The 13,155-nt window shown below is 43.1% G+C and carries 11 protein-coding genes and 1 tRNA gene; 6 read left to right on the top strand and 6 right to left on the bottom strand.

From position 1 onward, the window contains the following. Window positions 1-16: 16 nt before the first annotated feature. A complete protein-coding gene (locus GSY63_RS10265) occupies window positions 17-2,374 on the bottom strand; it encodes an alpha-L-rhamnosidase-related protein (protein ID WP_166585722.1) in 2,358 nt (785 codons plus the stop codon). 198 nt (window positions 2,375-2,572) lie between these two features. Beyond that, window positions 2,573-6,841: an Ig-like domain-containing protein gene (locus GSY63_RS10260; RefSeq protein WP_208094515.1), complete on the bottom strand. Its 4,269-nt coding sequence runs from the start codon at window positions 6,839-6,841 to the stop codon at window positions 2,573-2,575. 995 nt (window positions 6,842-7,836) lie between these two features. Between GSY63_RS10260 and GSY63_RS10255 the strand changes: the two genes are divergently transcribed. The 4 genes from GSY63_RS10255 (at window position 7,837) to GSY63_RS10240 (ending at window position 9,636) form a co-directional block, all read left to right on the top strand. Continuing rightward, window positions 7,837-8,055, top strand: a complete 219-nt coding sequence (locus GSY63_RS10255) for a sigma factor-like helix-turn-helix DNA-binding protein (RefSeq protein WP_166585720.1) — start codon at window positions 7,837-7,839, stop codon at window positions 8,053-8,055. 89 nt (window positions 8,056-8,144) lie between these two features. After that, window positions 8,145-8,216 (top strand) — tRNA-Arg (locus GSY63_RS10250). 109 nt (window positions 8,217-8,325) lie between these two features. Beyond that, the gene (locus tag GSY63_RS10245) at window positions 8,326-9,117 is read left to right on the top strand and encodes an alpha/beta fold hydrolase (protein ID WP_166585719.1); all 792 of its coding nucleotides are present in this window, start codon (window positions 8,326-8,328) and stop codon (window positions 9,115-9,117) included. Between the two features lie 99 nt (window positions 9,118-9,216). After that, window positions 9,217-9,636 (top strand): hypothetical protein, encoded by a 420-nt coding sequence (locus GSY63_RS10240; protein ID WP_166585718.1) that lies wholly within the window; start codon window positions 9,217-9,219, stop codon window positions 9,634-9,636. On the opposite strand, the gene GSY63_RS10235 is transcribed toward GSY63_RS10240, so the two are convergent. After that, a complete protein-coding gene (locus GSY63_RS10235) occupies window positions 9,633-9,932 on the bottom strand; it encodes a chaperone modulator CbpM (RefSeq protein WP_166585717.1) in 300 nt (99 codons plus the stop codon). The two genes, GSY63_RS10240 and GSY63_RS10235, sit on opposite strands and share 4 nt — an antisense overlap. A gap of 2 nt (window positions 9,933-9,934) precedes the next feature. Continuing rightward, on the bottom strand, window positions 9,935-10,858 hold the full coding sequence (locus GSY63_RS10230) for a DnaJ C-terminal domain-containing protein (protein WP_166585716.1): 924 nt from the start codon (window positions 10,856-10,858) through the stop codon (window positions 9,935-9,937). A 177-nt stretch (window positions 10,859-11,035) separates the two neighbouring features. Between GSY63_RS10230 and GSY63_RS10225 the strand changes: the two genes are divergently transcribed. Next, window positions 11,036-11,377 carry a hypothetical protein gene (locus tag GSY63_RS10225; RefSeq protein WP_166585715.1) on the top strand — a complete coding sequence of 114 codons (342 nt, stop codon included), beginning with the start codon at window positions 11,036-11,038 and terminating at the stop codon, window positions 11,375-11,377. 71 nt (window positions 11,378-11,448) lie between these two features. Here the strand turns inward: GSY63_RS10225 and GSY63_RS10220 are convergent, their stop codons facing one another. Together GSY63_RS10220 and GSY63_RS10215 are read right to left on the bottom strand one after the other, a co-directional pair. After that, window positions 11,449-11,892: a carboxymuconolactone decarboxylase family protein gene (locus GSY63_RS10220; RefSeq protein WP_166585714.1), complete on the bottom strand. Its 444-nt coding sequence runs from the start codon at window positions 11,890-11,892 to the stop codon at window positions 11,449-11,451. Window positions 11,893-11,963: 71 nt separating this feature from the next. Then, a complete protein-coding gene (locus GSY63_RS10215; protein ID WP_166585713.1) occupies window positions 11,964-12,536 on the bottom strand; it encodes a Crp/Fnr family transcriptional regulator in 573 nt (190 codons plus the stop codon). 103 nt (window positions 12,537-12,639) lie between these two features. On the opposite strand from GSY63_RS10215, the gene GSY63_RS10210 reads away from it, so the two are divergent. Beyond that, the gene (locus tag GSY63_RS10210) at window positions 12,640-13,149 is read left to right on the top strand and encodes a DinB family protein (protein ID WP_166585712.1); all 510 of its coding nucleotides are present in this window, start codon (window positions 12,640-12,642) and stop codon (window positions 13,147-13,149) included. The last annotated feature ends 6 nt before the right edge of the window (window positions 13,150-13,155 follow it).

Below are 13,155 nucleotides of genomic sequence, written 5' to 3'. Positions count from 1 at the left end.
TTAGCAGATCATTACATTACAAAACAAAGGCGTTGTTGCCTGGCTTTAATTGATACAGTTTTGCTTTCCACACAAACACGCCCGGGATGTTTTTTGGCACGTTAATGTCGACCTTCCATTTGCCATTAGCAAGGGCATAGTTAACGGCTACCCTGCCCTTAGGGTGAGGAATTTCGCCGCCGATATTGGTCAATTTACCCAAATGGGGCTCGATCTTAATTTTACTAAAGCCAGGTGCATCACTGTCAATGCCTAAAACCGTTCTGAAAAATTCGATGTTCGGGCTCGAACCCCATGCGTGGCAATCAGAACGGGAAGTGTTTACATCCGAATACTCTGCCCATGTTGTGAGCCCCATAGCTATATTCTGTCGATAAATGTCGAGCCATTTTATATAATCATCCCCCAACCCTGCTTTTACAAGCGCCTGGTTCAAATAATATTTAAAGTAGACGGAGCATTGCGTTAGGGAGGTATCTGTAAGCATTTTATGAGCCAGCGCAGGCATTTCTGCCTTGCCAGCTACGCCCGTAAGAATAGCTAATGAATTAACGTGCTGCGAAAAGCCGGTTTTCTCTTTGGTATCGGCGTACATTCTCCTACCTGCGTCCCAGTATTTACGTTGTATGGTGGCTTTTAGCTGAGCAGCTTTATCGCTATAAATATGGGCGTAGTCTTTCAAGCCAATTTTAGCTTCCATTTCCGCAGCCCATTGGTAAGCCCACAGTAACTGCAGGTCGTAAATAGCTGCGCTGCCATCCTTGTCTTTAACCTCGCCCCACATATTACCTGCCCAGTCTACAAAAGCCCAGTATGGAGTATCTTTTAAAGAGCCATCGGGCTGTTGGTATTTGCTAAAGAAATCCAGTACTCCCCTTTCGCCAAGCAACTTGTCTTTAACAAAATCGTTGTCGCCCCGATACATCCAATAATCGTGCAGCATACCAATATACCATAGTGAAAACGGTGATATTACCTGCGTGCCTTTTGAAGGGTAACAACTAGCAGTAATACCCTCTGGTAACCGCGAATGATCCATTTGATTAAGTGCATTACGCGCTAATCTATCATCATTGGTATTGTAATATGAAACCATTGCCTGTATGCGGGTATCGCCAATATATTGCAATTGTTCGTAGTACGGACAATCTGTATACGTCTCCCAGGCATTTAGCCGGGCTGTGCGCCAGCCAATATCCAACATTTGGTTAATTTCCGCATTCTCTGTATTAATTACCGATGTACGCTTAAAAGGATAGGCTGTAAATGTTCCATACAAATCATTGATAGTTAAAGACTCGTTTTGGGTTTGTACTGATACCCTGATGTACCGAAACGTTCGGAAGTTTAAAGTGGTAAAAGATTGCACCTCGTCGCCGTTAGAAATCAGGCTGTCTATTCTCCCAACGAACTCCTTTCCCGCCACTTCATTTCTGTTACCTTTTTTAACGCCACCGCTCCCCTTTTCGTAAAGAGATTCGGCATAACCTACCGATATACCGGCATCCTTACCTCCACTAAAATTTAAGGTAACATAGGCATTGGTTTCAAAAGTTTGATCGAGCAATATGGAGGCGTAGGTATGCGCGGGAATAATTAGCGGTGCCTTTTTCTGAGGAAACGTTTCAGGAATACTCACCCCAGTAACATTGCGTAATTTAACCAGGCGTTGGTAAACCAGCTCCCGGGCCGGCAATGTAGATTTTACCAATGCCCAATCTATCCCCCATGCTGTTCCTTTGAGTTTTCCATCTGCAACCTTACCAGCATTTTGCCAATTAGTATCATCATAATTTACAGTTGTCCACTCACCTTTAACGGCTTTGTTCATGTCTACCATTTCGCCTTTACTGGCGGCGAAAAAGTAAACCGGTGTGGGTTTGTGCCCGCTATCCCGAGTGCACTTCCAGGTATTATTGGTATTTAATATTTCTTCACTTGCCGAATTTCCTTGCAAAATAAATCCAGTCCTAACGCTGATCTGCGCCGCCGGGCTGTATTGGCCCTCATTCCACACCAATGCCGACACTGCATTTTTACCGGCAGCCAGGTAAGGTGCAAGATCTACTTGCTCATAATTCCAGAAATAGGTGTCGCCCCGCGCAGGGCCCAATGAAACCAGTTTACCATTAACAAACAATTTATAGCGATTATCAGCAGAAACGTTTACAATAAAGGTGACTGGCTTAGTCGCAACATTGAATTCTTTCCTGAAATAAAAGACACCGTAATCTACTCCTTTATCACCTGGTTGGGCTATCCATTGTGCATTCCATTGTTTTTGGCTTGTGTTGCCGACTGACGACTGCGCTAAGGAATAATTAATGGGGCATAAGCTGGCTACGAAGAACAGGATAAAGAATAATGGTTTCATTGATGGCTGATAATTGGATAGCAATAATACCATTTTGACCTTAAAAACAAAAATAAATCGGTTTAGCAATATTTTATATTTAAACAAATCCAAGCCACATCAACAAAAAAGGGAGGCTTTATAACCCCCCTCACGCAATACTGAAACTTTATTCTCTCCCTCGTATTTTCACTATCATATTATATCGAGAACAAACGGTTATTTTACTATTAACTTGGCTTCCTTGCTCACAGTTGGCGAGACGGCGCGCACAATGTAAACGTGCGCATTATTATTAACCGGTAACTGAATGGTGGTGGCATAGGTGCCATCCAAACCTGTTCTGCCTTTTAATGATTTTAGCTTTCTACCGTTGATATCATACAAGGAGATGGTAAGATCTTCGCTTTTTTCAAAGTTCTTTATTTGAACCTTAACCTGTGAAACTGTGGTCGGATTAGGGTAAAGTACTAACGAAAGATTATCAGAATCAGGTAGCTTTGATTTCAGGCTCGCGCTGTCGGCGCTCAGCGTAACGTAATTATTATCTGCGGCGAGGCGAAGTTCAACCTCTTTTACAGAGTCTTCAACACTCGTAACGCTCAATTTTACGACTCTGTCTGCCATGCCAAATGCCGGTGCGTTAACCCCAAAAGTTAACGAACTATTTGGCTTCATGGTTAAGGGATTATTTTTATCAGGCATTGGAATGCCATTGATAGAAAACTCATCAGCGGCGGGCCCTGTAATGGAAATATCCTTTACGTTTAATACCCCATCTCCTTTATTCATTAAGGTTACTTCGTAGTTTTTATAAGATATCAATCCTTCTATATTAGCAGTTTTTGTTGCAGTCACATTCATTATGGCTGCGGGTGCGGCATTTGTTGTATTTACCTTTAGTAGCGTAATCTGTGATAAAAGATTTGGATTGGTATTCCAGTTATACTCGATAACGTATAAGTTACCGTTAAGGGGGTCTTCCTCAAGATTGATTGGATTGGCAAATCCCGACATACCGACCAACCCCATATTACCGGAACCCGTGGTAACCTTTACAATATCGTAAATTGCATCGTTACTGGAAGCTGTCATTCCCGGAACGGCCACTTTCGAACCGGGCTCCATCACAACGATGTCGCCACCACCACTAAAGCGGCAAACCAATAGCTTATTTTTAAGCGCGCCATTAAACGTATTGCTCTTGTATTCAATAGCACCATCCGGCGAATGATTTAGTCCAAAGTCATAAGCATATCCTCTATACGATGCATCTGCTACGGTACCCGCCGGGTAAAGTGGATTGTCATCAACTCCCCTATTTTCCACGTATTCCCCTCTCAACGGATTCGGATGGCCGTAATAACCCACGCCTTTCAACGGGTTTACCCGGAACAACCAATCCTTTTGTACCTGGATGCCGGTGGTTGCCGGCACATCCGGACCATTATAGAAAGTGCCATCTGGTCGCCTCGTGCCCGCTACGGAAGCAGGCGAATTGCCGCCACCTCCCGAACCATTGGTTGGCAAATACAACTGCCCATTACTGTGCCAGACCAAATCAAAGGCATTGCGAACCCCGGATGCATAAATCGTTACCGGCGAAAGTGTAGAATACGGATTATAAGTGCCGTCACTCATGCGTATATTATTTGATGGTGCTGCATTGATAACACTCAACGTTGCAGTTGTTTGAACATTTAATGGCAATGTGAGTGTTTTAAGCTTAGCCATATCGATGCGCAAAATAGTACCTGAGAGCAGACTTTCTGAACGCTGCCAATCATTATCAAACGCACCCGCCGAACTATTGCTACCCTGGCACATGTATAATGCCCCATCCGGACCAAACGCAAGGCTATTGGCCATGTGGTCGCGGGTGGATCTTGGCAGCTTAGTAACCAGTAACTGCTCAGTGCCTAAACTGGGCCCGCTCAGTTTTGAAATATTTCCGTCGAACGCGGGTGAATTAATTAGTCCGCTTGATGAATGCGTAACATAGCAAATTAAGTTATTTGCCGTTGATGCCGGGTCAAACACCAAGCCAATAGCCGATCTTTTCCCGTAGATAGTAACCAGCGTAGATATAATTTCCTGGTTTGTCAGCATTCCGCTGGTCGGGTCAACCGCGTATCTTTCAATAGAGCCATCAAGCCTTAGCGCGTAAAGTTTGTGGTCGGGCCCAAACCTCAGGGTTGTATAATTCTTTTTCTGTGTTCCGGGTATCGCAACCTTGGTAAACTGGGCGTTAACAATACTGGAGGAGTCAATTGTTCCATTACCGGTAACAAAGGTTGAAGTAAACGGTGCAAATGCGGCACCGCTATAGGATTTAACACCGCTGCTGATCACAAATTTATACATCGTATTAGGTAACAGCTGCGTTAGCGGCGAAAAGCTAATTGCATCGCCCCCGCCTGTGCCCTGCACCAGTCCCTGAACCAGTGTTGACGTTGTGTCTACAACCTTAAATAGCTTTACCGTATTGCTGGTAATAGTACTGTTGTCAACCCCGCCCTTAAATCCCGACACCACCGGCACATGCAGGTTGTTTGCAGCTACACTTACGGTATTGATATCCACATTAACCGAGCCGTTTGCAGGCGACGAGGAAATTACATATGGTTTTAACGAATCGACAACCCTTAATTGGATATCCATCGTAGCGCTGGTATTACCCAATACTGACGCTTTGACCGAAGCGGTATAAGTTCCGACCGGCAGTGAAGCCGCGGCGCTGTAATCGTAGGTCATTAGCGGAGTAATACCTGTTTGCACAGACTTAAAGGAAAGCCATCCTGTAGCCCCGGCTCCGTATGTGGCTGCAAAGCTATACTGGATAGAAGTATTGTTAGAGTTACTCACGTTTAATGAAAATGTTTGTGGTGTTTTTGTCCCTTTTTGAATCAAAATATTGGGGGTATTATTAGACCATGCCAGGTATGGCGAAATACTCACCGGAACGACCTGAGCAAAATTTATCCGGGTGTTCATGCCACCATCGGCGTTTATTGTCAGGTATTCATCTTTAACAGGTACCCTTACGGTTGTTTGTTTAAATCGTGTCGAGGTGCCCGCGTTACCGGTGGGCACAAAGCCACCAATAGCCTTAACACCTTCTACATTGATATTATAACTTTGGGTCGCATTGTCCACCATTCCATCACCAACGCCAACGGTAACATCATAGGTGCCATTAGGCACATTCATTTCCCAATAAGATTGTATCTTGGTTCCAGAGAAAGTGCCCACTATATTGCTTGCCTGCATGTGAATCAGTGTAGCCAGGGTTATGTCCTCGGGAGTGTTGCGGTTAAACCCGTTTTTAGTAAGATCTATCGGTGTAGCGTCTGACCTCTTCCGCCAGCCATATGTTAACCCGGTTGACTGATACAACCCATTTCTGGAACCAATTGCCTGCCCGAAATCCCTAACCCAGCCTTGAGGCGGGATCGTTGCCGGATCCTGAAAATTAATATTAACACTATTGGTAGTAACACCTTTAACGATGACCAGTTTAACGACTAGCGTATCTTTTTGGTAACCGGTGCCATTGGCTACGATTAGCCCCCTATAACTTCCGGGATCCAAATCGGTTTTGATATTTGCACTCCCCAGGCTTATCGCTCCGAGCTTACCGGCAGGGGCTGTTAACCAAGTAGCATTAAGCGTGCTGAAAGTAATAGTAGGTGTGCCTGTATTGGCCGTTAAATTAGTGGATTGTGAGGTAACTGCACCACCTCGATAAATTGTATACACCAGACTGTCTGCCGAAAATTTTAAAAAATTAGGGGCATTTTGTACTACATTTTTGACGCTAAAATCGTCAAACGTATAGGTGACGGCTGTTGATGCACTCCTATGGGTTGCATAGATCCCGGCATAGGCAGTGGTACCTGTTAACCCCATGCCAGCTATACTTACAGAGGTTTTTGGATAAGATGATCCTACGTTGATATAAGTTGCACCTCCATCTAATGAATAGAAGCCATCCGCTGAATTGGCTGCAGAATCTATTACAAGTCTTAACCGCACTGTGCTTAGGTTTAAATTTTTGATGGTTGACGATATCCGTTGGTCTGTATTTGCCGTGCCCGCTACCGCACTTGAAACATCATTTGCCTCCTTGTGTAATTCTACACTGTTTGCCCTGCAAACCAACTTAAGTGAGTATTTATCATTAAGGCCATACCACAAGCCAGCTTGTTGAGACGAAGTCCCGTTTAAAGGGTTAACGAGTGAAACTTCAACAGTTAGCTTACCTGCTCGTACCACCGGAACACTTAAAATATTAATCTGATTGTTGTTGGTTAAATAATCAATCCCTTTATTGGTTGTTAGCTTCAGGCGCCCTCCGGTAATACTGAGTTTTGAAGGCTCATAGCCAGGCACGCCAGAGACCGAAGCTGTTCCATCTGCAGATAGCCGCGTACCCGAATAGGGCATGGCCACAGTAAACCCAGTTCCAATGCCAGCTTTATCGGCCAAAGAATTAGGTACTGTGGACGTAAACGACAATGAAAATGGAAGGCTGACGGGCAACTGCGAACAAGTTAATGTGCTGTAGGGCGTACACGGAGCGGCCGATAAATCCTGATGTGCTACCGGAGATACGGGGCTCAACAGATTAAAGGCCAGGAGCAATCTGGGAAGTAAATTGGAGATCATACTGCGAGTTTTTATTAGATAATAAATATGACTATTGGTGCCCGACAGATGATCTATAAATACTGGGCGTGGTAGCGTGCACGTAATGGTACTGATATTCTAATTTAGCCTTAGGTTAACCCGTCCAAATGACAGATAACCAATAAGTTATAGCTGGCCCTTCCGGCACTAGAGATGTGCCTACATTCATCGCAGATAAATCGATTTACTACAATGATAATAGAAATAATGGAAGTAGACGCTTCTAGAAAAGGTTATGTATAATTATTTGGGTAATTGTGTTTATAAATGATATGATAATGAACATTGGCGACGCGAGTACTAAAGCAAATAAAACTATTGCAACCAATTTATTCACCAACTATAAATACGATATTCAGCCATTTTAATATATATTTGCGCCAATTGCTCCCGTAGTTCAATAGATAGAATTATGGTTTCCGGCACCACGGAACCATACCATCAACTAGCTGATTTACGATTGTTTACACCAACAAAACAACTCATTGTAAAATATTCGTAAAACGTAAAATCATTCCCCGAATAAAGAATTTTAAATTTTGAGGATTAAAAGCATTTTGCCGTAATTGCTAATTACTCCAGCAGCTCTGCTGGCAAAAACAAAGCGTTTTACGAGCCATCCCCATGGTTGACAAAAAATCAGGTTATCGATATTTCCTAATGTTTATAAACATGTTAAAACAAAAAGCGCTGAAAAAATTAGTTTAGTAGAAGACTATCATCACCTGGAGTACATTAGCGCAGACAGTGATTGCGCCGACATCAGAATACGTGACCTGGAACTCGCCGATGATATGGAGCACGTATTGGACCAACTGCCAAAAAGGTGCCGCGGAATTTATATATTAAGCCGGATTGAGAATTTATCCAATACAGACATTGCCAATCAGCTTGGCATTTCCAGACGTTCTGTTGAAAATCAGATCACAATAGCCGTTAGGCATATCAAACTAAACATAGAACATATAGCGGTAATGGTGATTACTGTCGGCTATTATTTGAGTAACAAATGATATCGTTGTTCACTCGATAATACTTATCTATCATTTTTCTGTTCATGCTACTCCAATCTTCTACCATTTTAATATCTTTGCCACCAATAGCTCCCGTAGTTCAATGGATAGAATTATGGTTTCCGGTACCATCGATATGAGTTCGAATCTCGTCGGGAGCACTTGTAAAGGCCTTCATTTTTTGGGGGCTTTTTTTATTGGCAAGCATTTGCTTCTTTTGGCTTATATCGCTTAACTTCGTTACAAGCACTTACTATAAACCAGTTAACCATGTCTGCAACTTTAGTAAAATCGGGATACGCGCCTGTAAATGGGCTGCAAATGTATTATGAGATTCATGGCGAAGGTAAACCGCTTGTGTTAATTCACGGTGGTGGCTCCAGCATATATGTTACGTTTGGTAACATTTTACCGCATCTGGCCCAGTATACCCAAATTATTGCTGTCGATCTGCAAGCTCACGGCCGCACGAGCGACCGTGATGCACCCGAAACATTTGAGCAAGATGCAGACGACGTTGCTGCACTTATTGAATATTTAGGTATTCAGAAAGCCAACATATTTGGCTTTAGCAATGGTGCCAATACAACAATGCAGGTTGCAGTTCGCCATCCCGATATTGTTGATCACCTGATCGTAGCCTCTGGTTTTTATAAACGCGATGGCGTTTATCCCTGGCTTTGGGATTTCCTGCAAGAAAAGGCCGAGTTGAGCAATATGCCACAACCTTTACAGGATGCCTATATGCAGTTAAATAATGACGTGGAGGGTTTGCGAAACATGCACAATAAGGATCGCGACCGCATGTGTAATTTTAAAGATTGGAGCGACGATGACATCCGCGGTATCAACTCCCCTACGCTGATTATGATAGGCGACCGCGATGTTGTAACACCCGAGCATGCTGTTGCTATGTACAGATTATTGCCCAATGCCCGGGTATGCATACTGCCAGGAGGCCATGGCGATTATATCGGCGAATTACTGATGAACCCCAAATACCAGGATGCGCCAGAACGAACCGCAGGTATTATTAAGGATTTTTTGGAGCATAATGCTTAGAGGTTGGCAAATTTTGCTTTTTTCCAATTGAGAGTAATATTCCCCGATTTTAATATAGCTATGACACAAGCTCACCCCTGTAATTGGTAGTTTTACCCCATGAAAAGAAACAGCGTTATCTTATGGGTGGTTGTTGGTGTTGCGGCAGCGTTGGTTTTGTGGATTTTTTTATCACAGCCCGGTACGGCAGACCTGAAAGGAAATTTTAAAGAGATAGCATTTACCCGTAACGAGCAAAATACGGGGCCGGTGGTGAGAGTTTACGCTGTTACCCTATCTGATACACTTTGGAAAGAAATGACGGATTACGGCAATTTTATGCCTTACAATAAATACGGGAATACCAAAGTGTACTTCTTCTTGAATAATAAACCTTATCCCAAAGAGGTTACCATAGGCGATATTAACTTTGATAGCAGCTTTAACAAATATTGCATCGGCCTGTACCAAAAAGACGTAATGAGCCAGGTGAGTCTCAAAAAGATGCCGTTTAGGGGACAATTAACGGAAATGCGTTAAAGCTCGTGAATGTACAACCGTAGTTGGTTCTTTAGCTTTGCATTTTCATGCTGTAATTGTTCTACCCGCTGTAGCATGTTTACAATAGCTTCGATGCCTGCTATATTGATATCAAGGTCCTGGTGCATGTGGATCATCTTCTCTACCTGATGAAGCTCTGCAAAAGGGATAAACTTCTGCGTTTCAACATGGGTGAGCTTTACCAGGCCGTTTTCTTCAAGCGAATCTATAAACGTGTATTCTATGTGGTGGTAGTTGCAAAATACAGTTACTTCTACCATTTCTTCTGCTGACATAACTATAGGTTTTGTTGAGACTGTTTCAATTCTGTGAATAACTCTTTCTGCTTCTCGGTCAGTTCGGTTGGTATATCAATCTGGTAGTTGATGTACAGATCGCCAAACTCTTTATCTTTTTTATACACCGGCATGCCTTTGCCTTTTAGTTTAACCTTGGCACCGTTTTGCGTCCCGGCTTTTACAGGTACCTTTACTTTACCGTTAAGGGTGTCTACAATCACCTCACCGCCCAAAACAGCGGTATAAAGATCAATGCTGACCGTCTTTAAAAGGTTATTGCCGTCGCGCTTAAACTGAGGATCGTCTTTAATTACAAAGGTAATGAGCAAGTCGCCTGCCGGGCCGCCATTGGTGCCCGCGCCGCCATGGCCTGCTATCTTAATGGTTTGACCATTCTCTACCCCAGCCGGAATAGTTATACGAATATTTTTACCATTCACAGTCAGCGTTTGCTTATGCGACTCGGTCACTTCTAACAAATTAAGGTGCAGTTCTGAATGATAATCCTGTCCGCGATATTTGGCCTGCCTGCCCCGGCCTCCACCCATATTGCCAAACATGGATTGAAAGTAATCGGAGAAATCGCCACCATCGCCAAAGTTTTCAAAATTGAAGCCGCCACCTCCTGCATCCCCCCCGCTGTAGCCACTATATGTACGGCCGCCTTGTTGTTGCTTGGCTTGCTCGTAAGCATCGGCGTGCTGCCAGTTTTCGCCATATTGGTCGTATTTTTTCCGTTTATCGGCATCGCTCAACACTTCGTTGGCTTCATTTACTTCCTGAAATTTTTTATTTGCTTCCTTGTCGTTAGGATTTAAGTCCGGATGATATTTGCGCGCAAGTTTACGGTATGCCGATTTGATCTCTTTTTCAGACGCATCTTTTTTGAGTCCAAGCACCCCGTAATAGTCTATATAAGCCATGGTTGAAAGGTTTGTTTATTTAACAGATTAACCGCCCGATGGTTCGTTTTTACTGTAGCTGAAATGTAAATAAAGTAAGCAAAGTCTTACACCAATGGCATTTATTAACTTATGATTAAAATGATTATTAGGTAATTGTAAAATCACCATCAAATAATGATACCTTTACCGCATACAATGGAACAAAGAACATATTTAGCCACCTGGAAAAAGTACATCCCGGTAATTCGTTTGCATCTTAAGAAGAGCATTACAGAAGATCAAAGTTTTAAATTAAATATTACAGACTTTGAATCGGCCGGCGACCGTGGAAAATCGGGTTATACTTTTAACATTCAGATGGAGAATGGCAAAGTAACTAACAACATCAGCGGCTCGGCGGTAGCTCGTGATCTTTATGAAGCCCTTAAAGCTGACGACGCTATTAAAGCGCTATTACAAGACAAAGCCATTAAAATAAGCGTGGGTAAAACTTTTATGTTCACCATAAAAACCACTCACCTGTCTACATACAGATAAGATATAGAATCCCTATTAAACAGAAAGGGCCCCGAGATTCGGGGCCCTTTCTGTTTTTGAAACTATATTAATCACACTACTTTAAGAAAGTCTTCCATGTGCGTTGTTACGCCGATCCTGTTCCAGGAGTTAATGGCGATGATAGCCATTAAGATGTAAGTAAGGTAAGCAGGCTCAAAAAGGGCCGCTGCTTTGTTATAAGTCTCGTCAGACACCTTATTGCTAATAAAGGTAACTTCTTCTGTAAGGGCCAAGATAGCGCGTTCCTGCTCGTCGAAAAACGGTGTGTCTTTCCAGACTGAAACATTGTATATGCGTTGCTCTGTTTCACCTGCTTTGCGAGCATCGCGGGTGTGCATATCAACACAGTAGGCACAACCGTTAAGCTGCGATGCCCTGATCTTGATGAGGTCTTTGTGTTTGGTAGTTAATGGTGTACTGTTTACATATTGCTCAAAAGCCAGCATCGCTTTATACGCTTCGGGATCTCCCTGATTTACTTTAATTCTGCTCATTGTTTTATCGTTTTGATAAAACAAAGTTGAGCATAAACATGCCCTCAAAAAATGAACTGAGTTTAAGAAAATCAGATTTTTTTTGCCCGAAGCCTGCTCATAAACTGCGGTGTAAAGCCCAAATAGCTGGCCAGCATATATTGTGGCACCCGCTGCAAAAAATCGGGGAATAATTTGGCGAAGTGGCGGTAGCGCTCTTCGTCATTCATATTAAAAATAAAGCCTATACGCCGCTGCGAGGCAACAAAAGCCTTTTGCATCATAGCCAAAAAGTAAGCTTGAAGCTTAGGAATACGCTCGAAAAGCATCAAGCGGCTCTTCTCTGTTAATAGCAATACTTCTGATTCTTCTAAAGCCTGGATAAAGCAATTGGATGGTTGTTTACTTAGCAGACTATCCTGATCGGTAATCCACCAGTTCTCGAGCCCAAACTGAATAATCTGCTCGTTGAGCTTGGTATTCACAAAGTATTGCCTCAAGCAGCCCTTCAACACAAAATAATTACCCTGGCAGTGTTTACCTGGTTCCAGCAGATACTGCTTTTTCTTTAACCGTATTACTTGCAGGGTCTCGCAAAGTAATTGCTCTTCGTGCGCTTCTAATTGCACATACTTTTTAATGTGGTTTAAGATTTGCGGGTACATAACACAAGGTAGAGATTAATTTGATTATTACTAATTGCTGCTGACATAGGGTTGTCATTAGCCCGCCGTTTATTTGTTTAAATCATTATAAAAAACAATAACAATGGAAAACGCACAAGCAACCGAAACAGTACAAATTATTAGCCCCGAAGAATTATTAGAAAACTGGCTGGGGCACCGCCGCGTAACGCGTCGGGTAATAGAGGCATTCCCCGAAGATTCATTATTTCATTACACTATTGGCAGCATGCGCACTTTTGCCCACATTGCCAAGGAAATTATGGGCATTACCGGCATTGGTGTAAAAGGCATCGTAACCAACGAATGGCAATTTACACCCGAGCTGGATTACAACGCCAAAGAATCGATAGTAAACACCAAAGCCGAATTGCTGGCGGTATGGGACAAGGTAACCGAAGACCTGCTTGTTTGGTGGCCGCAAATAACCCCGCAAAGATTCAGGGAAAAAACTGTAGCCTTTGGCATGTATGAGGATACGGTGTATGGTATGCTACTCTATTATATAGACAATGAGATACACCACCGTGGACAAGGTTATGTGTACCTGCGCTCCTTGGGTATAGAGCCACCAGCATTTTGGGATCGCAGTTAATTCAGC

Source organism: Mucilaginibacter agri (assembly GCF_009928685.1).
In the GTDB taxonomy this organism is placed as follows: Bacteria; Bacteroidota; Bacteroidia; order Sphingobacteriales; family Sphingobacteriaceae; genus Mucilaginibacter; species Mucilaginibacter agri.
This window is presented reverse-complemented; position numbering and strand designations above follow the sequence as displayed.

Coding starts and splice junctions, on each gene's coding strand:
- GSY63_RS10245 (WP_166585719.1), top strand. CDS start 8,326: ATGTCTGCAACTTTAGTAAAATCGGGATACGCGCCTGTAAATGGGCTG.
- GSY63_RS10215 (WP_166585713.1), bottom strand. CDS start 12,536: ATGTACCCGCAAATCTTAAACCACATTAAAAAGTATGTGCAATTAGAA.
- GSY63_RS10230 (WP_166585716.1), bottom strand. CDS start 10,858: ATGGCTTATATAGACTATTACGGGGTGCTTGGACTCAAAAAAGATGCG.
- GSY63_RS10225 (WP_166585715.1), top strand. CDS start 11,036: ATGGAACAAAGAACATATTTAGCCACCTGGAAAAAGTACATCCCGGTA.
- GSY63_RS10265 (WP_166585722.1), bottom strand. CDS start 2,374: ATGAAACCATTATTCTTTATCCTGTTCTTCGTAGCCAGCTTATGCCCC.
- GSY63_RS10240 (WP_166585718.1), top strand. CDS start 9,217: ATGAAAAGAAACAGCGTTATCTTATGGGTGGTTGTTGGTGTTGCGGCA.
- GSY63_RS10235 (WP_166585717.1), bottom strand. CDS start 9,932: ATGTCAGCAGAAGAAATGGTAGAAGTAACTGTATTTTGCAACTACCAC.
- GSY63_RS10255 (WP_166585720.1), top strand. CDS start 7,837: ATGGAGCACGTATTGGACCAACTGCCAAAAAGGTGCCGCGGAATTTAT.
- GSY63_RS10210 (WP_166585712.1), top strand. CDS start 12,640: ATGGAAAACGCACAAGCAACCGAAACAGTACAAATTATTAGCCCCGAA.
- GSY63_RS10220 (WP_166585714.1), bottom strand. CDS start 11,892: ATGAGCAGAATTAAAGTAAATCAGGGAGATCCCGAAGCGTATAAAGCG.